The sequence below is a fragment of the Saccharothrix variisporea genome (assembly GCF_003634995.1).
In the GTDB taxonomy this organism is placed as follows: Bacteria; Actinomycetota; Actinomycetes; order Mycobacteriales; family Pseudonocardiaceae; genus Actinosynnema; species Actinosynnema variisporeum.
Genome location: NZ_RBXR01000001.1, coordinates 3,201,195 through 3,221,521, shown reverse-complemented (window position 1 = coordinate 3,221,521; position 20,327 = coordinate 3,201,195). Strand labels below are relative to the sequence as shown.

General features: G+C 71.4%; 18 protein-coding genes. 10 read left to right on the top strand and 8 right to left on the bottom strand.

Annotation, left to right across the window (positions count from 1 at the left end):
* Nucleotides 1–5 precede the first annotated feature (5 nt).
* From DFJ66_RS14085 to DFJ66_RS14070, 4 genes are all read right to left on the bottom strand, one after another.
* Nucleotides 6–911 carry a TIGR04222 domain-containing membrane protein gene (locus tag DFJ66_RS14085; protein WP_170199394.1) on the bottom strand — a complete coding sequence of 302 codons (906 nt, stop codon included), beginning with the start codon at nt 909–911 and terminating at the stop codon, nt 6–8.
* A 245-nt stretch (nt 912–1,156) separates the two neighbouring features.
* A complete protein-coding gene (gene msrB, locus DFJ66_RS14080; protein ID WP_121221500.1) occupies nt 1,157–1,594 on the bottom strand; it encodes a peptide-methionine (R)-S-oxide reductase MsrB in 438 nt (145 codons plus the stop codon).
* Between the two features lie 28 nt (nt 1,595–1,622).
* On the bottom strand, nt 1,623–1,955 hold the full coding sequence (locus DFJ66_RS14075; protein WP_121221497.1) for a hypothetical protein: 333 nt from the start codon (nt 1,953–1,955) through the stop codon (nt 1,623–1,625).
* 175 nt (nt 1,956–2,130) lie between these two features.
* A complete protein-coding gene (locus DFJ66_RS14070) occupies nt 2,131–3,072 on the bottom strand; it encodes an asparaginase (protein ID WP_121221495.1) in 942 nt (313 codons plus the stop codon).
* 79 nt (nt 3,073–3,151) lie between these two features.
* Between DFJ66_RS14070 and DFJ66_RS14065 the strand changes: the two genes are divergently transcribed.
* Nucleotides 3,152–3,793: a GntR family transcriptional regulator gene (locus tag DFJ66_RS14065; protein ID WP_121221493.1), complete on the top strand. Its 642-nt coding sequence runs from the start codon at nt 3,152–3,154 to the stop codon at nt 3,791–3,793.
* A 174-nt stretch (nt 3,794–3,967) separates the two neighbouring features.
* Nucleotides 3,968–4,366, top strand: coding sequence for a hypothetical protein (locus tag DFJ66_RS43485; RefSeq protein WP_211351147.1), 399 nt, complete (start codon nt 3,968–3,970; stop codon nt 4,364–4,366).
* A gap of 52 nt (nt 4,367–4,418) precedes the next feature.
* Here the strand turns inward: DFJ66_RS43485 and DFJ66_RS14055 are convergent, their stop codons facing one another.
* Together DFJ66_RS14055 and DFJ66_RS14050 are read right to left on the bottom strand one after the other, a co-directional pair.
* Complete coding sequence (locus DFJ66_RS14055) at nt 4,419–5,588, bottom strand: acyl-CoA dehydrogenase family protein (RefSeq protein ID WP_121221490.1); 1,170 nt, start codon at nt 5,586–5,588, stop codon at nt 4,419–4,421.
* Between the two features lie 18 nt (nt 5,589–5,606).
* Complete coding sequence (locus DFJ66_RS14050; RefSeq protein ID WP_121221488.1) at nt 5,607–6,773, bottom strand: acyl-CoA dehydrogenase family protein; 1,167 nt, start codon at nt 6,771–6,773, stop codon at nt 5,607–5,609.
* A 78-nt stretch (nt 6,774–6,851) separates the two neighbouring features.
* Between DFJ66_RS14050 and DFJ66_RS14045 the strand changes: the two genes are divergently transcribed.
* From DFJ66_RS14045 to DFJ66_RS14010, 7 genes are all read left to right on the top strand, one after another.
* Nucleotides 6,852–7,469 (top strand): TetR/AcrR family transcriptional regulator, encoded by a 618-nt coding sequence (locus DFJ66_RS14045; RefSeq protein WP_121221486.1) that lies wholly within the window; start codon nt 6,852–6,854, stop codon nt 7,467–7,469.
* 365 nt (nt 7,470–7,834) lie between these two features.
* The gene (gene ligD / locus DFJ66_RS14040; RefSeq protein ID WP_121221484.1) at nt 7,835–8,836 is read left to right on the top strand and encodes a non-homologous end-joining DNA ligase; all 1,002 of its coding nucleotides are present in this window, start codon (nt 7,835–7,837) and stop codon (nt 8,834–8,836) included.
* 63 nt (nt 8,837–8,899) lie between these two features.
* Nucleotides 8,900–10,948, top strand: a complete 2,049-nt coding sequence (locus DFJ66_RS14035; protein WP_121221482.1) for an NACHT domain-containing protein — start codon at nt 8,900–8,902, stop codon at nt 10,946–10,948.
* A 219-nt stretch (nt 10,949–11,167) separates the two neighbouring features.
* Entirely contained in the window at nt 11,168–11,371 is a 204-nt protein-coding gene (locus DFJ66_RS14025) for a hypothetical protein (protein WP_121221480.1), read from the top strand.
* Between the two features lie 88 nt (nt 11,372–11,459).
* Entirely contained in the window at nt 11,460–14,186 is a 2,727-nt protein-coding gene (locus DFJ66_RS44225; protein ID WP_246029756.1) for a glycosyl hydrolase, read from the top strand.
* A 47-nt stretch (nt 14,187–14,233) separates the two neighbouring features.
* Entirely contained in the window at nt 14,234–15,166 is a 933-nt protein-coding gene (locus tag DFJ66_RS14015; protein ID WP_121221478.1) for a DUF1996 domain-containing protein, read from the top strand.
* 327 nt (nt 15,167–15,493) lie between these two features.
* Nucleotides 15,494–16,192, top strand: coding sequence for a DUF6319 family protein (locus DFJ66_RS14010; protein ID WP_121221476.1), 699 nt, complete (start codon nt 15,494–15,496; stop codon nt 16,190–16,192).
* Nucleotides 16,193–16,516: 324 nt separating this feature from the next.
* Here DFJ66_RS14010 and DFJ66_RS14005 read toward each other — a convergent pair whose 3' ends face one another.
* Nucleotides 16,517–18,052, bottom strand: a complete 1,536-nt coding sequence (locus tag DFJ66_RS14005) for an alpha/beta hydrolase (RefSeq protein ID WP_121221474.1) — start codon at nt 18,050–18,052, stop codon at nt 16,517–16,519.
* Nucleotides 18,053–18,151: 99 nt separating this feature from the next.
* On the opposite strand from DFJ66_RS14005, the gene DFJ66_RS14000 reads away from it, so the two are divergent.
* Nucleotides 18,152–19,057, top strand: a complete 906-nt coding sequence (locus DFJ66_RS14000) for an EamA family transporter (RefSeq protein ID WP_121231146.1) — start codon at nt 18,152–18,154, stop codon at nt 19,055–19,057.
* Nucleotides 19,058–19,869: 812 nt separating this feature from the next.
* Here DFJ66_RS14000 and DFJ66_RS13995 read toward each other — a convergent pair.
* The gene (locus tag DFJ66_RS13995) at nt 19,870–20,322 is read right to left on the bottom strand and encodes a hypothetical protein (protein WP_147459270.1); all 453 of its coding nucleotides are present in this window, start codon (nt 20,320–20,322) and stop codon (nt 19,870–19,872) included.
* Nucleotides 20,323–20,327: the final 5 nt, after the last annotated feature.

Here is a 20,327-nt window from a genome sequence, read left to right as displayed (position 1 = left end):
TCAGCCTAGGAGCCGCCACCGCCGCAGCCACCGCCTCCGCCGCAACTGCTGCCGCCTCCGCTGTCGGACCCACCGCTGGACCCGCAGCCGTAGGACGGGGCGGCACCCGTCACGTGACCCGAGCCGAACACCACGCGCCGCGGCCGGCTCCGGTTCGACCGGCTGGCGGTCAGGGTGGCGTAGCGCTGCCCGGCCGCCGCCAGCGGGGAGTTCGGGTGGTGGGCGAACCCGCCGAGGGCGACGCGCACAGCCGGACCACCGGTGTCCACGCCCGCGCGAGCCCGCGCCACCGCGCGGGAACCCCGGGCGGTGCGCCGGAAGCCGTCGACCCGCAGCAGCAGGCCGACGAGGATGCCGGACAGCACCAGCTGCAGCGTCAGCCAGCCGACCGGCGCGCCGATCGCGAGGCCGTTCACCCACCGCACCAGCCCCACGGCGATGAGCAGCACCAACGGCACCACGGCGGCCCGGTAGCGGCGCTTGACCCGCTCCGGCGGGACCAGGTAGCCGCGTTCGGCCAGCGCGCGCCCGAGCCCCCTCGGCGCGCTCTGCTCCGACACGGCCGTGAACAGCAGCGACAACGTCCGGTTGCGGTAGCGGGCGGCGTCGGTGAGCACGGCCTGGTCGACGGTGTCGTCCGCGACCGGGTTGCCGACGACCCGCACCGCGCCGTCCCGCGCGGGGCGCAGCTTGCCGGACTCGATCAGGTTGGCGACCGACGTCTCGACCACACGACGTGGTCCGCCGGTCAGGTAAGCGAGGTCGTAGAGGTCGAGCGCGCCTGCGAGGACGCTGTCGCGCTGCCCTCGCAGGCCCACTCGGACGACGATCGCGAAGGCCAGCGACACGGCCAGCGCGATCCAGTACAGCTCAAGGAATTCCGGGCCTGACAGTCCCCACGGTCGCTCCACGGTCCACCCCCTGTGGGCCCCGGCGGACGTTGTGGTCCGCCGACACTGGAGACGCAATCGTGTGCTTCAGGCCACACCCCGGCAAGGGTGCTTGGGGAAGACTTAGGGTTGCCCTTCCCCGGCTGTTCTCACCCGTCAGGACGAGGACGCGCCGTCCACGCCGCCCGAGCCCTCGCCGTCCGTGCCCTTGAGAACGCGCATGATTCCTCCCAGGTTGGAAACCGACATCGTTCGGAGTAGCGCCGTCAGTCTGCTCGACCGCCGGGCGCTTCCACCAGACGCAAGCTGATCGAGTTGATGCAGTAGCGCTGGTCGGTCGGCGTCGGATAGCCCTCACCCTCGAAAACGTGCCCGAGGTGGCTGTGGCATGTGGCGCAGAGCACTTCCGTGCGGACCATCCCGTAGGCCCGGTCCTCGCGCAGGACGACGGAGTCGGCGGCCAGCGGCGAGAAGAACGACGGCCAGCCGCAGTGCGAGTCGAACTTCGTGTCGCTGCGGAACAACTCGGCCCCGCAGGCCCGGCACGAGTAGACGCCCTCGGTCTTGGTGTCGGTGTACTCCCCGGTCCAGGCCGGCTCGGTGCCCGCCTCGCGCAGCACCGCGTACTCCTTGGGGGTCAGGATCTCCCGCCACTCGAGCTCGGAGTGGACCACCTTCGGGGTGGCGCCGACGACAGGTTCCATACCTCCACGTTAATCGAAGAACGCGGGATCACTCGAAGAACGTGGACAGGATCTCGCCCAACCCGAACCACACGCTGACCGCGACGCCGAGCAGGATGAGCAACACCACGACCACCGCCGACAACCTGCGCAAACCCCCGGCGCGGTTGGCCGAGTCGGCGAAGTTCTCGACACCGGCGAGGTACCCCTCGACGGTGAACGCGGGCGTCTCCTGCCGCATCCGCCCGAGGTGCTCGGCGAACGCCCTGGTCTCCGGGTCGTCGGGGTCGAGCCCGATCAACTCGTCGTCCAGCGGACGCTGCTCGTCACCGAGCCCGTTCGGCCGTTCGTCCGGAAAATCGGCGGCGCGAGAACTGCCCATACCGGTCAGGGTAGTGGCCCCCTCAACCGCCACCCAGGCCTCTGTCGGTCCCCCGTGGGAGAATGGAACCGGGGGCCGGAGGCCACGCCCCACCGCGCTCGTCCACGCTCGTCCGCGCTGCTCAGGCCAGGGCCGCTGCTCGGACCAGGGCAGGTGCTCAGACGAGGGCAGCTGCTCAGACCAGGGCGGGGGAGGGCTTGACCGCGCCCACCGTGCGCCCGTGCCCCAGCACCGGCACCGTCGCCAGGTCCTCCGGGGCCGCCACGCCCAGCTTGCGCAGCGCCGCCACCATCACGACCGCCCGTGCCCGGCTGGACCCGTCGGCGATCTTGCACGCCACCGCCTCCCCGGTCGGCAGCCCGATCGCGTACACGCCCTCCGCCCCGTCCTTGGCCACCGCGCCCGGGATCGCCCGCATCAACCGGGTCACGTCCCGGTCCGTCCCCCCGACCCACTCCGGGTGCGTGCTCATCGCCGTCGCAATCCGCCGTTCCAGCGGGTCCGTCGAGGTGGTGATCCGGGCGAACGCCCGCGCCAGCCCGACCAGGCTGATCCCGAACAGCGGCGCGCCGCAGCCGTCCACGCCCTCCGCGCCGATCCGCTCCCCGGCCAGGTCCTCCAGCGTCTCCCGGATGGCGACCTGGAGCGGGTGGGACGGGTCGAGGTACGTCTCGGTCGGCCAGTCGTTGTGCACGCAGGTGGCGAGCATGGCGGCGTGCTTGCCCGAGCAGTTCATGTACTTCGGTTCCTTGCCGCGCCCGGCCCGCAGGTGCTCGCGCAGCGCCGCCTCGCCGATGGGCAGGTCGGGCGTGCACTGGAGGTCGGCTTCGGTCAGGCCCGCACCGGCCAGGATGCGGTGCACGCCCTCGACGTGGAAGTCCTCGCCGGAGTGGCTCGCGCAGGCCAGGGCGAGCAGCTCGCCGTCGAGGTCGAGGCCGTGCCGCAGCATCGCCAGCGCCTGGATCGGCTTGTTCGACGAGCGCGGGTACGTGACGTCGTCCGGGCGTCCGACGCTCAGCGCCGCCTCACCCGAACGGTCCAACGCGACGACCGAGCCGTGGTGCACGGACTCCAGGAAGTCACCCCGCCACACCTCGGCGACCAGCTCGAACGCCATCCCGCGACCCCTCCATCCGACGAACTGCCAACTGTCGACAGTTAACACCCCCGCCCGGTTCTGTGCTAGGGAGACGTTCGTGACACTCCCCGTCCACCGCAGCCTCGCCGGACAGGCCGTGGACGCGCTGCGCGAGCTCGTGCTGACCGGCGAGATCCCGCCCGGCGCGCGGGTCAACGAGGTCGAGGTCGCGGCCCGCCTGGGCATCAGCCGGGGTCCGCTGCGCGAGGCCATCCGGCAGCTCGCGTCGGAGAACCTGCTGGTCCTCGTGGCTCACCGGGGCGCGCACGTGCCCGCCGCGACCCCCGAGGACGTCCGCGCGCTGTTCGAACTCCGCACCGCCCTCGAATGCGCCGCCGCCGAACTGGCCGCGTCGCGCCGGACCGACGCCGACGTGGCCCGCCTGCGCGAGGTGTGCGCCGAGTCCCGCCGCACCTACCAGGCAGGCGAACGCTTCCCCTACCGCCTGGACCTGGCCTTCCACCAGGCCCTGCTGGACGCCGCCCGGTCACCGCACATCGCCGAGCAGGTGCGGTTGGTGCAACAGCGGGTGGTCCTGCTGCGCAGCGGCCTGAGGGACGACCCGCCCCACCAGCACGCGTCCCTCGACGACCACGACGCCCTCGTCGACGCGGTGGCCGCGGGCGACCCGGGCCGGGCCAGTGCCGCGATGCGCACGCACCTCGCCCGCGTCTGCGCGCAAATGCTCGCGGAAAACTGATCCCCCGGAATTGCGCTCTCACCGCCGTTGTGCGGTTTCCCGGATCACCGGTTGTGCATTGTCGTGGCGGTGGGTGACCGTGGATCGGGTGAATTCCCCGTCTTGTCTTCCGTTTCGTCGGTCCGGGCCACTGCACTGGTCGGGCAGCACCCCCGAACCGCGAGAGGACAGCAGATGCTCAAGATCGTGACCGCCGGCGCGGCCGTCATCACCGCATTGCTCCTGGTCACCGGCGTGAGCGCCGCGACCCCCGGCACCGAGGACGACGTCCGGGCCGTCAAGTGCGAGGCCGCGAACCACCCGACCAAGAAGATCGACAAGTACGTCTGGCAAGCCAACGCGCCCACGAAACGCTTTCCGCAGGGCACTGCGGCCGGAAAGATGAACAAGGGGAAGAACTATTTCTACTGCCAGCGGAACTGGGGTGTGCGCGTGACAGTCGGTCAGTGGACCAACACCTGGTGGGCCCTGACCGATGACGACAGCGGCAACCGGAACGTCTGGCTCAGCGTCGTCTACATCGCCGGCGGCAACAACAACCAACCGGAACCCGGCTTGCCGGTCCACGGGTAGCACCGGCACCCGGCGGTGCGGCGACGCCGACGCGCCGCCGCACAGCCGGGGCTCAGCCCAGGGTGCCGGTGACCTTCGCGTGGCCCTTGAGCAGGTTGCGCGCGATGGTCCGGCGCTGGATCTCGTCGGTGCCCTCGTAGATGCGCAGCAGCCGCAGCTCCCGGTACCAGCGCTCGATCGGCAGTTCCCGCGTGTAGCCCATGCCGCCGTGGATCTGGAGCACCCGGTCCACGATCTCGTTGGCCTTGATGCCGCCGTACAGCTTCGCGATCGACTGCGCCTGCCGCGAGTCGGCACCCTGGTCGACCAGCCACGCCGCGTGCAGCACCAGCCAGCGCAGCGCCTCGATCTCCACCGCCGAGTCCGCCAGCATCCACTGGATCGCCTGGTACTCCGCGATCGGCTGACCGAACGTCACCCGGTTCTTGGCCTGCTCGACGGCCATCTCCACCAGCCGCTCGCACGAGCCCAGCGCCCGCGCGGGCAGCAGGTACCGGCCCTGGCCGATCCACTGCATGGCCAGCCGGAACCCGCCGCCGACCTCGCCCAGGACGTTCTCCTCGGGCACGCGCACGTTGTCGAACACCAACGCGGCCGGACCCCACTGGCCCATGGTCGGGATGGGCTCGGACTTCCAGCCCATGTCCCGGTCCACCAGGAAGCACGTGACGCCGCCGTCCGCGCCCTTGTCCTTGTCGGTCACGGCGAACACCATCACGAAGTCGGCCTCGTTGCCCTGCGTGATGAAGGTCTTCTCGCCGTTGATGACCCACTCCGACCCCTCCTTGCGGGCGGAGGTCCGGATCGCCTTCGCGTCCGAGCCCGCGCCCGGCTCGGTGATGGCGAAGCACGAGATGCGCTCGCCGGAGATGGTCGGCAGCAGGTAGCGCTGCTTCTGCTCGTCGTTGCCGTGGAAGAGGATGTTGTCGGCGTACCCGCCGAACCGGAACGGCACGAAGCTGCGCCCCAGCTCCTGCTCGACCAGCGCGGTCATCAACGCGCCCAGGCCCATGCCGCCGTACTCCTGCGGCGTGAGGACACCGAAGAACCCGGCCGCCTTCGCCTTGTCCTGCAACTCCTTGAGCTCGTCGCGCCGCAGGCCCGGCTCGCCCGCGCGCTCGCGCCGCAGCACCTCCGGTTCCAGGGGCACGACCTCCTTGCGCACGAAGGTCCGCACCCAGTCGCGGATCTCCTTCTGCTCGTCGCTGAGCGTGAAGTCCATGCCTTGCCCCTCTCGAAGTCAGACGAACGCGTTGATGCCGGTCAGCGCCCGGCCGATGAGCAACTTCTGGATCTGGCTGGTGCCCTCGTAGAGGGTGGTGACGCGGGTGTCGCGCAGGTACTTCCCGACCGGGTACTCGTCGACGTACCCGTACCCGCCGAACACCTGGATGGCGTTGTTCGCCACCCGCACGGCGGCCTCGCTGGCGTACAGCTTCGCCATCGACGCCTCCGTGGAGAACGGCTCGCCCCGGTCGGCCAGGTCGGCGCAGCGCCACGTCAGCAGGCGCGCCGCGTCGGTCTCCACGGCCATGTCCGCCAGCAGTTCCTGCACGAGCTGGAACCCGGCGATGGGCTTGCCGAACTGCTCGCGCTCCTTGGCGTACTTCAGGGCCGCCTCCAGGGCGCCCCGCGCCGCGCCCACGCACCCGGCGGCCACGGACATCCGTCCCCGGTCCAGGGACGCCATCGCGATGCGGAACCCGGTGCCCTCCTCGCCGAGGCGGCTCTCGTCGGGGACGCGCACGCCGTCCAGGGTCAGCTCGGCGGTGGCCTGGCCGCGCATGCCGAGCTTGCCCTTGATCTCGCGGGCGGTGAAGCCGGGGGAGTCGGTCGGCACGAGGAACGCGGTGATGCCCTTCGGCCCCGGACCACCCGTCCGGGCGAAGACCAGGGCCACGTCCGCCCACGTCCCGTTGGTGATGAAGACCTTGGTGCCGGTGAGGACCCAGTCGTCGCCGTCGCGGACCGCGCGGGTGGCCAGCGAGGCCGCGTCGGAACCGGTGCCGGGCTCGGTCAGGCCGAAGCAGCCGACCAGCTCGCCCGCGCACAGGCCGGGCAACCACCGGCGCTTCTGCTTTTCCGAGCCGTGCTTGAAGATGGTTTTGCCGACCAGGCCGAGGGAGACCGAGATGATGCCGCGCACCGCCGAGTCGCCGCGCGCGACCTCCTCCAGGACCAGGCAGTACGCGAGGTGGTCACCACCGGAGCCGCCGTACTCCTCGTCGATCCCCAGGCCCAGGAACCCGACCTCGCCCAACGCGGGCACCAGGTCGCGGTCGATGGCCTCGTCCCGGTCCCAGCGCGCGGCGTGGGGGACGATGCGCTCCTCGGTGAACCGGTGGGCCAGTTCCCGCAGTTGCCGGTGTTCGTCGGACAAGCCCAAGTCGGACGTGCGTGGACCCACCCCGGTGACCTCCTGACCGAACAGTGTTAGGTTTTCTAACGTAGGCGCGGAACCGAACCGCCGGCAAGAGGGAGAGCGATGCCGAGGAACCCCATCCTGAGTGCCTCGCGCATCCGGGCCGCCGCCCTCCACATCATCGACCGGGACGGGCTGGACGGCCTGTCGATGCGCAAGCTGGCCGCCGAGCTGGGCGTGCAGGCGGCGTCGCTGTACGGGCACGTGAGCACCAAGGACGACCTGCTGCACGAGGTGGCCAGCGAGATCCTGGAGAAGGTCGACGTGTCCGGCTTCGCCGGCGGCGACTGGCGCCACGGCCTGACCGCCTGCGCCCGCTCCTACCGCGAGGCCCTGGCGCGGCACCCCAACATCGTCCCGTTCCTGGCCTACGGCCCGGCCCACCGCGAGGCGTCCCTGCGCCGGCTGGACGTCGTGCACGGGGCGCTGGTCGCGGCCGGCTGGACGCGGCGGGAGGCGACCATGATCGCGGCGTCCCTGATGTACCTGGTGTTCGGGGCCGCGCTGAGTTCGTTCTCCAGCGGGTTTTCGGAGGACCAGAGCCTCTACCGCGAGCGCTACCCGAACCTGGACAAAGCGCACCTGCTGCCGGCCGTGGCGGCCGAGCTGGACCGCGACAGCTTCGAACTGGCCTTGAACGCGTTCGTCACCGGCCTCGCGGCGCAGCGAGTGCCTCGCTGAGCCGTCGCGCCGGCACGTCGTGGTCGGCCGGGGCGACGGTGATCCAGTCCGCGCCGGTGCTCAGGGAGAACCTGTGGCCGTGCTTCGCGCGTTCGCGGGGTTCGTTCCGGTCGGGCTGCCGGTCGGCCCGAACCCCGGGTTGGGCCCGAACCCGCTTCCGAGGCCTCGGCCCCGGCCCACCGCCGGCCGGTCCACGACCCGGCCCACCGCCAGGCGGCACCTGGTACTCGGGCGGCGTCGCTCTGGCCGGTCCTGGGTGCCGGTGGGCACGGAGGTGGTGCCGAAGCGGGTGTCCGGGTCGATGCGAACCGGTGGCCGGGGCCGAGCGGGAGGCCGACCGGACGGCCGCCGGCTAGGCTTCCGGGGTGGCCAAGTCCCAGCCCCTTGAACTGACCGTCGGCGAGCGCGTGGTGCGGGTGTCGAACCCGGACAAGGTGTACTTCCCGCAGCGGGGGATCACCAAGCGGCAGGTCGTGGAGTACTACCTGGCCGTCGCCGAGCCGTTGTTGCGCGTGCTGCGCGACCGGCCCACGACCCTGAAGCGGTACGTCGACGGGGTCGAGGGGGAGGCGTTCTACCAGAAGCGGCTGCCCAAGGGGGCTCCCGACTGGGTGGAGACGGCGCGGATCACGTTCCCCTCCGGGCGGCCCGCGGACGAGGTGTGCCCGACCGAGCCGGCGGTGCTGGCGTGGGCGGCGAACCTGGGGACGTTCGACTTCCACCCGTGGCCCGTGCGGCGGTCCGACACCGACCACCCCGACGAGCTGCGCGTGGACCTCGACCCGCAGCCCGGCACCGACTTCGCCGACGCCGTCCGGGTCGCGCTGGTGCTGCGCGAGGTGCTGGACGAGCTGGGCATGACCGGCTACCCGAAGACCTCCGGCGGGCGGGGCGTCCACGTGGCCGTGCGCATCCGGCCGGAGTGGGACTTCGTCGAGGTCCGGCACGCGGTGATCGCACTGGCCCGCGAGGTCGAGCGGCGGGCACCGGACCTGGCGACCACGTCGTGGTGGAAGGAGGAACGCGGCGAACGCGTCTTCCTGGACTTCAACCAGGCCGCCCGCGACCGGACGATCGCGTCCGCGTGGTCGGTCCGCGGCACACCCCGCGCCACCGTGTCGACCCCCGTGACCTGGGCTGATCTGTCCACAGTGGACCCGGACGACTTCGACGTCTTCACGGTGCCGAAGTACTTGGCGGACAAGGGCGACCCGCACGCCGGCCTGGACGACGAAGCCTTCGGCCTGGAGACCCTGCTGGACTGGTACGCGGCCGACCCGCGCGAGATGCCCTACCCGCCGGACTACCCCAAGATGCCCGGCGAACCGATGCGCGTGCAGCCGTCGAAGGCCCGCAAGCCGGAGTAAGCACTTGGTCACGTTCGGCCCGCCACGCGCGATGGTTGGTGTGTGCGGCGACGATTACTGGTTTTGGCGTGGGTCCTGGTGGCGGTCGGCCTGGGGTGGTGGGTGCTCCGGGTGACGGCGTTGGCCGGCGACGAGCGCGCGAACGCCAGCGGGTACGGGCAGTTCGTCCTCGCGGCCGTCGGGCTGCTGATCGTGGTCGGTGACGGGGTGCTGAAGTCCCTGTCCCCCGCCGCTGAGCCGGGCGTGGACGAGTCGGCCGAACAGTTGGCGTCGGCGATGCGCGTCCAGTGGCAGCAGGCCGCAGCCGAACGCGGACTGCTCCAGTCGTCGCCCCTGCCCATCCGGTGGCGGCGCAGCAGGCAGCCGGTCGCCGGACCGCCGTCCGCCGCCACCGCGCGGCACTCCGCCGGGACGTCGTTCGCGCCGTTGCCCGGCTTGGGGCAGGTCACCGCGCCGCGGCTGCGGAGTGGCACCCATCGTGCGCTGCACGGCGTGTACGGCGGCCTGCCGTCCGGACGGCTGATCATCACGGGCGGTCCGGGCAGCGGCAAGAGCTCGGCGGCGGTGTTGCTGCTGCTCGAGGCGCTGCACCACCGGGACCAGACGCCCGTCGAGGAACGCGCGCAGGTGCCGGTGCCGGTCCTGTTCACCCTCCACGGGTGGGACCCTGAAACGACGCCGGTGCGCGACTGGCTGATCACCAAGTTGGTCGAACTGCCCACCCTGGCCGGGCGCGACGGACCTCGCCGTGCCGCCGAACTGCTCGCGTCCGGACGTGTCGCGGTCCTGCTCGACGGGCTCGACGAGATCCCGAGGGAACGCCGTGCCGCCGCGCTGCGGGCGCTCGGGACGCAGGCGACCTTCAGACTGGTCCTGTTGACCCGCACGGCCGAACTGGTCGACGCGGCCGGGGAGGACATCCTCACCGGCGCCGTCGCCCTGGAGCTGGCACCACTGACCTCCCGGGACGCGGCCCGGTACCTCAGGCACAACCTGCCCGACCCGGTACCCGAACCGTGGCGCGCGGTGCTCGAGGCGCTCGACCGGGGAACCGACGCGCCGGTCGTCCACGCCCTGGACAACCCACTGCTGGTCACCCTGCTCCGCGCCGCCTACGGCCCGTCGGGGGACTCGGTGGGGGAGCTGCTGGACGAGGACCGGTTCCCCACGCGCGTCGAGGTCACCGACCACCTGCTCGACCTCGCGGTGACCACGGCGTACTCGCCGCGCCCCGGCATGCCTGCGGCCCGCTACGACGTCGACACCGCCCGGCACACCCTCACCGTGGTCGCCCGGATGCTCCAAGCGCTGGGAACCAGGGACTTCGCCTGGTGGGACCTGCCCCGCCTGATCCCCCGGACGCGGCGGGTCCTCTTCAGCGGCGCCGCGAACGGGGTCGTGGGAGGGCTGGTCGGCGTCCTCGTCGGTGGCCTGATCGGACCGTTCACCTCCGGGCTGGCGCAGGGCGTGCTGGTCGGCGCTTTCAGCGGCATGGTCGCCGGAACCCTCGGCGGCACCTTCTACGCCCGTCTGGACCGGGACTGGCCGGTGCGCATCGGTACTTTCACCTGGGCGCATGCGCGGTGGGCCTGGAACCTCCGCGGCAGCCTGTTCGTGGGTGCCCCGTTGGGTGCCCTCGCGGGACTGAGACTCGGAGTTCCCGGTGGCGTGCTCATCGGGCTCGGGGCCACCCTCGTGCTCGGTGTGGCGACCGGGGTCATGCGTGCCATGAGGTCCGTCGACCCGTCGAAGGCCGCCCGGCCGCAGGACACCTGGCGCGGCGATCTCCTCCACTGGCTCGTGCAGGGTCTGGTGATCACCGTCGTCGCCACCGCCGGGATCGGCATCGGGCTCGGCTTCGCCAATGCGGCCATCCCCATGGCGGCCATGGGCACCCTGCTCGGGCTCACCGCGTCCAGGGCGTGGGTCACGGGGGTCTGCCAGGTCCTCGTCGCGGCGTGGGCCGGGGTTCCGTGGCGGCTGGGCCGGTTCCTGGAGGACGCGCACCGTCGAGGGGTGCTGCGTGTCGTCGGCCCCGTCTACCAGTTCCGCCACGCCACTCTCCACGACCGACTCGCCGGAACCACCGCGGACGGTGCGGAGGAGACCTGATCGCAGGCGGATCCCGGTCACGGCCGTGACGTCGACCCGCGCAAGGCCATGGCCTGCACGCTCCTGCACGCCTACTCGGTGCCCACCCGGGCCACCACGTTCGACGGCCTCGCGGAGCACCGGTTTGGTCCGACCGGCTAATTGTCGCCGCAGTTCAGCCGTGCCGGCACTGCACCTCTCGTACGATGGTCGGGGACGCCGAAGAGAGGGAGGCCCGGCATGGCGAACACCTACGTGGTGCGGTTCGTGGGCGGTCCCCTCGACGGGCGCGTCGACTCGGTGAGCATGCCCGCGGACGCGCCCAGGCCCACGGTCACCCACGTCCACCTGCACGAGGGTCCCAAGATCGTGCACCACTACGACCTGAGGTACGCGGTCGAGTACGGGTGCGAGTACCACCTCCGCGTCGAAGACCCCGCTTGACAGAACTCGACCGTAGACAGCCGGCAACACGGGGTTTACCGTACGCAACAGCGTGAGAGCGCTCTCACCGTTGCTCGGGAGGTTCCCTGTGCGTTCCCTGCGCCTCGCCGTGCCCGCCCTGCTCGTCGCGGCCCTGGTCCCGTTCGCCCTGCCCGGACCGGCCGGTGCCGTCACCGTGGGTGCAGGCAGCTACGCCCCGTCCCGGCCGGCCGGTGCCCTCGGCCCCGTCGACTCGTCCGGCACCCCGCTGACGCCGAAGGTCACCGCCCGGATGGCCGGCAAACCCGTGCCCACCAACGACTGGTGGTCCTCGCTGGTCTTCCAGCGCTACCCGGGCAACCCGTACTCGGAGAACGTGTACGCCCACCCGCTGACCTTCCACGCGGCGGCCCAGGGCCTCGGCGTCGGCTACCCGACCAGCCCGAACGTCACCCCGGACGGCACGTTCTACGAGTTCGTGCACCAGGACGACCTGTTCGTCGGCGTCGGCGGCCTCAACGCGCCGCGCACCCAGGTCGACGGCTGGTCCGACTGGACGGTGAGTCCACTGTGGACGGACGGCTCACGCACCCTGCGCACCACCATCGGCCACGGCTCCCCGTACGTCTACGCGGAGGCGTCCGGCGGCCTCGCGCGAGTCGCTTTCAACGGCGCCACAACCGTCTGGAGCAACACCGGCACCACCCTCGGCGTCACGATCAACGGCCACGACTACGCCCTGTTCGCCACGAGCACGTGGACCCTGACCGGCACCGCCGAGGCCACCGCGAACGCCGCGTTCTTCTCCGTCGCCGTCCTGCCCAGCCGCGACGCCCTGAGCCTGTTCCAGCGCTACGCGTTCTCCTTCGTCACCGACACCAAGGTCTCCTGGACCTACGACACCGCGTCCGCCCAGCTCACCGCCACCTACACGGCCACCACGACCGCTCGCCAGGGCACCCAGACCGGCACCCTGCAAGCCCTCTACCGGCACCAGTGGCTGAACTCCGCCGACGCCGTCACCGCCTACCGCTACACCTCCCCGCGCGGCGAGATGCGCCTGCGCGAGGGCGCGTCCTTCAGCACCCGCACCGCGTTCAACGGCGTCCTGCCCGCCCTGCCGCTGTCCTCCCAAGCCGACCAGACCCGGCTGCGCGCCGAGATCGACCAGGAGCTCAGCGCCGCCGACCCGTGGAAGGGCGCGGTGGACACGTACTGGACCGGCAAGGCCCTGTGGCGACTGGCCGCGCTGGCCCGGGTGGCCAACCAGATCGGTTACACCGCCGGCCGCGACCGGCTCCTCACCCTGGTCCGCGACCGCCTGACCGACTGGCTCACCGCGTCCGACGGCGAGACCGAGCGACACTTCGCCTACGACCCGACCTGGGGCACGCTCATCGGCTACCGCGCGTCCTACGGCTCCGACCAGGAGCTCAACGACCACCACTTCCACTACGGCTACTACGTCCTGGCGGCGGCGGTCCTGGCCCAGCACGACCCGGCGTGGGCGTCGGACTCCCGTTACGGCGGCATGGTCAAGCTGCTGGTGAAGGACGCCAACAACTACGACCGCGGCGAGACCAGGTTCCCGTTCCTGCGCCACTTCGACGCCTACGCGGGCCACGGCTGGGCGTCCGGGCACGCCGGTTTCGCGCACGGCAACAACGAGGAGTCGTCGTCCGAGGCGATGATGTTCGCGACCGCCGCCGTGCTGTTCGGCCAGGCGACCGGCGACACCGCGCTGCGGGACGCCGGCATCTACCTGCACACCACGCAGGAGACCGCCATCGGGCAGTACTGGTTCGACAAGGACAACGCGGTGTTCCCGGCTTCTTTCGGCCACGACACGCTCGGCATCGTCTGGGGCGCGGGCGGCACCTACGGGACGTGGTGGACCGCGAACCCGGAGGAGATCCACGGCATCAACATGCTGCCCATCACCGGCGGCTCGCTCTACCACGCGGCCTGGAAGTCCGACATCACGCAGAACATCGCCGAGCTGCGCGCCAACAACGGCGGCACCGAGGTGGAGTGGAGGGACGTCATCCTCCAGTTCCAGGCGCTGGCCGACCCGGCGTCGGCGCTGTCCGCGTACGGTTCGGGCCTGGAGCCGGAGAGTGGCGACTCCCGTGCGCACGCGTACCACTGGCTGACGTCCCTGAACACCTACGGCACGCCGGACACGTCCGTCACCGCCAACACGCCCACGCACGCCGTGCTGTCCAAGAACGGCGCTCGGACCTACGTCGCCTACAACCCCACGGCGAGCGCGGTGACCGTGACGTTCTCCGACGGGCAAACGCTTGCCGTGCCCGCCGGCACGACGGCGTGGCGCGGCCCGTCTGGCTCGAGCACCGACTCCGGTTCCGGCTCCACCCCGACCACCACAACCACCACGACCACCACGACTGCTCCGCCTGCCGGCCGGGACGCTTTCGCCACCATCCAGGCCGAGTCGTACGACCAGCACAACGGCCTGGCGACCGAGACCACCTCCGACACCGGCGGCGGCTCGAACGTCAGCCACATCGCCAACGGCGACTGGGCCCTGTACCGGGGCGTGGACTTCGGCAGCCGCACCGCGACCCAGTTCTCCGCGCGGGTGGCCAGCGGTGCGGCGGGCGGGGTGAGCGGCCTGGTGGAGATCCGCCTGGGCAGCCCCACCGGCACCGTCGTGGGCAGCTTCGCCATCGCCAACACGGGTGGTTGGCAGAGCTGGCGCACCGTGCCCGCCAACCTCACCGCCACCACCGGCCGCCACGACGTCTACCTGACCTTCACCAGCGGCCAGCCCGCCGACTTCGTGAACGTCAACTGGCTCACCTTCGGCCAGTAGCAGCTCCGCCGCCGCATCCCCCGCAAGTAATCGGAAGGGAGAGGCACATGCACGTCCGAACACGCGGCTCGATCGGGGCGGCGGCGGTCGCCGTCGCAGTCGTCCTGATCGGTGCCGTGGTCGGCCTCCAACCGGCCGGCGCCAACCACGTCGACCACAGCACCCACCCCGGCGCGCCCGACGCGGCCCAGGCCGCGGCGATCCAGGCCCAACCGGGGATCCTGGCCGGCTCGGAGTTCCGCGCGAACTGCCGGGCGAGCCACCGGGCCGGCAACGACCCGATCGTCTACCCGGGCCAGTCCGGCGTGTCCCACGTCCACGAGTTCTTCGGCAACCGGTCGACCAACGCGACCTCCACCTACACCTCGCTGCGCGCGGCCGGCACCACGTGCGACCCGGTGGTGGACCTGTCCGCGTACTGGGTGCCGACGCTGTACAAGAACGGGCAGCCGGTCGCACCGGAGAGCGTGACGGTGTACTACCAGGGCATCCACGACATGCAACGCGCCGTGGTGCCGCCCGCGAACCTGCGGTACGTCGTGGGCAACGCCCGCGCCACGAGCCCCGACCAGAACCCGTCCGCGCGGTGGTCGTGCACGACCCAGTCCCCGTCCAGCCGGGACTTCATGAACTGCCCGGCCGGCACGAAGCTGGAGACCTACCTGGACTTCCCGACCTGCTGGAACGGCCGGGACCTGGACAGCGCCAACCACAAGGACCACATCGTGTTCTGGGCGGGGTCGTGCCCGGCCACGCACAACGTGGTCCTGCCGAGGCTGGAGTTCCTGATCACCTACCCGGTCAACGGCGGCGGGCTGTCGCTGGGCGGGACGGTGAACGGGGTGAACGTGACGACGGCCCCGGGCTACACGTTCCACGGCGACTTCATCAACGCGTGGGACCAGGGCGAGCTCGAGCGGAGGGTGCGCGACTGCATCAACGCCGGCCGCATCTGCGGGACCAACGGCACCCCGATCTAGCCCCCACCGCACGGCCCGGCCCCTGCCGCCGGGCCGTGCGGTCCGCCGCAGGCGGGGCAGTTCCGCCGCAGGCGGGGCGGTCCTCCGCATGCGGGGCATTTGGGGCTTGTGCCCGCCCCGGCTCTCCCCGCCACCACTCCGCCGCCTCGCCGCTGATCCGCCCCGCCGCGCACCCGCCGCCACCCCGTCCAGTCCACTGTGGACCGTCCGTCGGCCCTTGCGCTCGTCGCCGCCCCGCCGCACAGTTGGGGTACGAGCCCGCGGAATTGTCGGTGCCGTAGGGCAAGCTGCACGCTGACCGATCTCGGACCGCAGCGGAGGTGCCCCATGGTGAAGGCGAAGCAGAAGTCACTCTCCCCGGAGGACCTCGACCACCTGCGCGCGGAGCTCGCCCAGGGGCGGCCGCCGATGGTGTGGTTCACCGCCGCGGCGGTCGGGGTGGAGGCCGGGCGGTCGGCCAAGGTGCTCGCGTTCACCGAGCCCGAGGAAGGGGACTTCATCCAGGTGCGCCCGACCGGGGCCAAGGACGAGTTGTCCTTCTCGCCCGGAGAGCTGACCCTGGAGAAGCCCGCCCCGCGCAAGAAGGCCCCCGCCAAGCCGACACCCGCACCCGAACCCACGCCCGAGCCCGCCCCGATCGAGTACCCCTACGAACCGGAGCCGAGACCAGTGCCCGCCAAGACGACGCCCAAGCCCGCGCCCGAACCCAAGCCGGAGCCGAAACCGGCGTCCCCGGTGCGGCCCGCCCGCAAGCAGGCCAAGCCGGCCGAGGTGACGGTCACCCTCACGTCCACGGCCGAGGGGGAGTGGACGGTCGACGTGCAGACCGGCGCCAAGCGGGTGCTCAAGGCGGCACCGGTCGCGGCGTCGGCGGTGGCGCAGGCGTCCAAGCTCCTGCTGCCCGAGGTCGAGGAGGCCGTCGAAGGGGTTTTGAGCGCCGCTCGGGAACGGCACATGGCCCGGGTCGAACAACTGCGCGCGGAGTTGGAAGCCGCGCAACGCGCATTGGACGAGCTGACCGGCTGAATTACCGTCACGTAATGCGACATCCTGATGACAAATGCCGAGCGATCGGGTGATGGCACTTCCCCTGCCCGGCGGTAGGGCGCACTGTGGGCTCCGTCATACCTTGCGTGTGCTGGATGTCCACGCGATCACGGGGAGGCCATGATGGCGGTAGAGATCACGACGGCCGAGCAGGCCCAGATGAGCGGTTGTGGCTGCTGCGGCGGCTGCACGGGTCCCGGCTGCGGGTGCTGCTCCAGCTGTTGACCGAAGGAAAAAGGGTCCCGCACCGACCGGTGCGGGACCCTTTTCGCGCGATATTCGTATTGATAAGTGAAAAATCCATCAGGGCGGGCACACGGTGCCGCTCGCGGGAACTTTCGCATTGACCAGGAAATCGTGCGCCGCGGTCGTCGCGCAGGCCGACTGCCCGAGCGCGCCGTGCCCGCTGCCCTGCCAACCCACGAGCACCCCGGCGGGCAGCGCCTGCGCCGCCCGCTCGCTGCCACCCTGCGGGGTGACCGGGTCGTTGGCGGTGCTGATCACCAGCATCGGCGGCGCGCTGCCCAGCTTGGGCACCTTCACCGCCTGCGGCACCGGGAACGGCCCGCACTCCAGCATCCGGCGCGCGAACCACGACCCGAACAGCGGGTGCTTGGACCGCCAGTCCTCCGTCATCACCTTCACCCGCTCGGGTGGGATGCGGGTCGTCGTGTCGTTGCACGCGGTCACCAGGGCCGCGTCCAGCTGCGGCGGGTTGTCGTCGCGGTCCACGACCTGCCGCCGGACGAAGTCGGTCAGCGGCGCCGCCGTGCCGCCCTCGGCCGCGACGATCGCGTCCGCCAGCGCCGGCCACCGGGTCCGGTCGGCCAGCCCGGCGAGCACCGCCGACACGGCCGTGCCCGCGGTCAGGTCGACGTCGTTGCCGCGCACCGGCTTGTCCCGCAGCTTCGCCACCAGCGCGGTGAACCGCTTCGTGGCGTCCGCGCCCAGCGGGCACGAGCGCGCCACGCAGTCCTTCTCGAACGCGCTGAACGCCGCCTCCGCCGCCACGGCCCGCGCCTCGGCCACGCCCGGCACGTCCAGCGTCGGGTCCGGCACGCCGTCGAGCACCACCCGCCCGATCCGCTCCGGCCACCGGCTCGCGTACATCGTCAGCACCTTCGAGCCGTCGCCGATGCCGATGCCGTTGAGCAGGCCGACGCCCAGCGCCTCGCGCAGCTGCTCCAAGTCCGCCGACGCCCGCCACGAGTCCACGGCGGTCAGCTTGTTCTCCAGGTCCAGCACGCACTCGTGGCTGGCCCGGCCGACCCACTCGAGCATGTCGTCCTGGTCGGCGGAGTCCGGATCGGACTCGACGATCCCCGCCCGCGCCACCTCGGGCACGCACTGCACGGGGTCGGACTTGCCGGTGCCCCGCCGGTCCACGCCGATCAGCGTGAACGTGCTCAGCGTCTCCGGCGGCAGGGACGCGGCCAGCCGCGCCGCCTTCAGCGTGCCCGGCTCGCCGTCCGCGTCGCCCACCACGACCAGGGGGCTGCCGCCGGTCCCGACCCGCAGCAGCGCCAGGCTGAGGTTGCCCTTGCCGGGCCGGGCGGTGGCGTCCAGCCGCACGGGCAGCCGCGCGCACTCGTAGCTCCCGCCGGCCGGCGCGGTGGCGCCCATGCGCAGCTTCGTGGCCTCGGTGCACTGCGACCACGACAGGTTCGAGTCGTAGTTCTCCAGCGGCGGGACCTCGCGCGGCCCGCTGGGCGGGGTGGTCCCGGTGGACCCGGTGTCCCCGCGCACCGCGATGACCGGGCGCGTCGAGGGTCCCGCGCTGCACGCGGTCAGCGCGCTCAGGGCCACCAGGAACATGGCGGCGTGACGCCGACGCGGCACAGTGCGTCCCTCCTGCTCTCTTCCCATCGCTGGTGCAGAGCCTCACACAAAACCCGTGAGACTTCGGTGAGCGGCTGGGTGAGAATGGCCGGCGTGGTCATGGTGAACATCGAAGGCATCCCCGAGCGCCGGTTCTCCTCGACGGGACCGCTCGCCGCCGCGGCGAGGGCGTTCGGCGCCATCCCGCCGCCCGCGCTGGTGCTGCTGGGCGTGGTGAGCGTCCAGGTGGGCGCGGCGGTGGCGAAACAGCTGTTCACGATGACCGGCGCGGCCGGCACCGTCACGCTGCGCCTGGTGTTCGCGGCCCTGGTGCTGGCACTGGTGTGGCGACCGTCGCTCCGGATGGACAAGCGGACGCTCCTGGTCGTCGCCGGTCTCGGCGCGGTCCTGGGTGTGATGAACCTGACCTTCTACCAGGCCCTCGAACGCATCCCACTGGGCGCGGCGGTGACCATCGAGTTCCTCGGCCCGCTCGCGGTGGCCGTGCTCGGTTCGCGGCGCTGGCTGGACGGCCTGTGGGCACTGCTCGCCGCGACCGGCGTCGTCCTGCTGACCGGGGTGGACGGTGGCCTGGAGCTGGTCGGCGTCCTGTTCGCGCTGGCCGCGGGCGGGTGCTGGGCGGGGTACATCCTGCTGACGGCGTCACTGGGCAGCCGCACGTCGGACGGGAAGGGCTTGGCGCTGGCGATGGTCTTCGGCGCCCTGGTCGCGCTGCCGTTCGGCGTGGCGGAGGCGGGAACGGCCCTGCTGGACCCGGTGGTCCTGGTCGCGGGCGCGGCGGTGGCGCTGCTGTCGTCGGTGGTCCCGTACTCGCTGGAACTGGAGGCGCTGCGACGAATCCCGCCTCGGGTGTTCGGCGTGTTGATGAGCCTGGAGCCGGCGGTGGCGGCGGTGGCCGGCTTGCTCGTGCTGGGCGAGAACCTGCGGCCGGCGCAGTGGGTGGCCGTGGTGTGCGTGGTCCTGGCCTCGGTGGGCGCCACCCGAAGTGCCCGGCCCGAGGCGTAGCCGGGCTCCCTGCTTCGCCGGCCGCCAGCCCACCCGCTTCGCTGGCCGGCAGCCCACCCGCTTTGCCGGCCGGCAGCCCACCCGCTTTGCCGGCCGGCAGCCCACCCCGCCTTGCCGGCCGGCAGTTCACCCGCTTTGCCGGGTGGCAGTCCACCGGTGAGGACACAACTCAACTTGGGCTTCTTGCTTTTGTCATCTCCGTATGGCCTGCCCGAAGGGCTACCACATTTTCCAGGGGTTGCAGCCGAAAGTTTTGCGAGGAACGAGCAAAAGTTTTAGCGGCAACCCCTGGAAAATGTGGTAGGCTCCGCCAGGCCATACGGAGATGACAAAAGCAAGAAGCCCCCGCCGTTGCAGTTGAGTCATCTTTGGTGGCCTGCCCGCCGGCGAGGCTCTTTTAATCTTTGAACCGGAACGCTTCGCTCTCAAGCCGAACGCGCTGCGCGCTCTCAAGATCAAAAGCGGCGCTCGCCGCGCGGCAGGCCGCCAGCGGGGGGTGAAGGGCGTCGGTTCCCCCGCCGTATGGCCTGGCGGAGCCAACCACAGATTTCCCGGGGTGCCGCTAAAACTTTTTGCTCGTTCCTCGCAAAAACTTTCGGCTGCACCCCGGGAAATCTGTGGTAGCCCTTCGGGCAGGCCATACGGCGGGGGAACCGAGGCCCTCCACCTGTGGTTGAGACCACCGCATAAAAGCACGCGCTGCGCGCGCGAAGAACTGCGCTGCGCGCGGAAAGCGGGCAAAGGGGCGTTGGAAATGCAGAGGGTCGGCCGGGAGATCGGGCGAGGAGTTGGGTGGCTGTCGGGCGAGCGGGTCACTGCCGGCTCGTCTCCTCCTTGACGATCTCCTCCTTGCCCAGGTGGCCGTCCACCAGTTCACGGCCCCGCGCCTCGAACATCTCCGCGTAGAGCGCCGAGTACTTCTCGCAGACCGCCTTGACGTCGTCGGCGGCCGTTGCCTCGATGCGGAACTGGTCGCGCAGGCGGCGCATGTTGTTGACGTCCGCCCGGCGCTTCTGGCTGTGCAGGTAGGGCTTGAAGGTCACGTTGAGACCGCCCACCACGGCCGCGATGAGCAGCAGCGTCTTGCCCAGCGGGGTTTCCGAGCTGGTGAAACCCACCGCCAGGACGGCCGGCACGAAGATCAGGATGATCGTGTAGAGCACGCCCACGGTCCGGTGCACCAACCGCCACCGGGTCAGGAGCCGGACGTCGTGGGCCATCCGCTCGTCGATTTCCTGCACCAGAGCTTCGACACTCGTAGCCACGGTGG

Coding starts and splice junctions, on each gene's coding strand:
- msrB (WP_121221500.1), bottom strand. CDS start 1,594: ATGGAACCTGTCGTCGGCGCCACCCCGAAGGTGGTCCACTCCGAGCTC.
- DFJ66_RS14075 (WP_121221497.1), bottom strand. CDS start 1,955: ATGGGCAGTTCTCGCGCCGCCGATTTTCCGGACGAACGGCCGAACGGG.
- DFJ66_RS14070 (WP_121221495.1), bottom strand. CDS start 3,072: ATGGCGTTCGAGCTGGTCGCCGAGGTGTGGCGGGGTGACTTCCTGGAG.
- DFJ66_RS43485 (WP_211351147.1), top strand. CDS start 3,968: ATGCTCAAGATCGTGACCGCCGGCGCGGCCGTCATCACCGCATTGCTC.
- DFJ66_RS14055 (WP_121221490.1), bottom strand. CDS start 5,588: ATGGACTTCACGCTCAGCGACGAGCAGAAGGAGATCCGCGACTGGGTG.
- DFJ66_RS14045 (WP_121221486.1), top strand. CDS start 6,852: ATGCCGAGGAACCCCATCCTGAGTGCCTCGCGCATCCGGGCCGCCGCC.
- DFJ66_RS14025 (WP_121221480.1), top strand. CDS start 11,168: ATGGCGAACACCTACGTGGTGCGGTTCGTGGGCGGTCCCCTCGACGGG.
- DFJ66_RS14015 (WP_121221478.1), top strand. CDS start 14,234: ATGCACGTCCGAACACGCGGCTCGATCGGGGCGGCGGCGGTCGCCGTC.
- DFJ66_RS14010 (WP_121221476.1), top strand. CDS start 15,494: ATGGTGAAGGCGAAGCAGAAGTCACTCTCCCCGGAGGACCTCGACCAC.
- DFJ66_RS14000 (WP_121231146.1), top strand. CDS start 18,152: ATGGTGAACATCGAAGGCATCCCCGAGCGCCGGTTCTCCTCGACGGGA.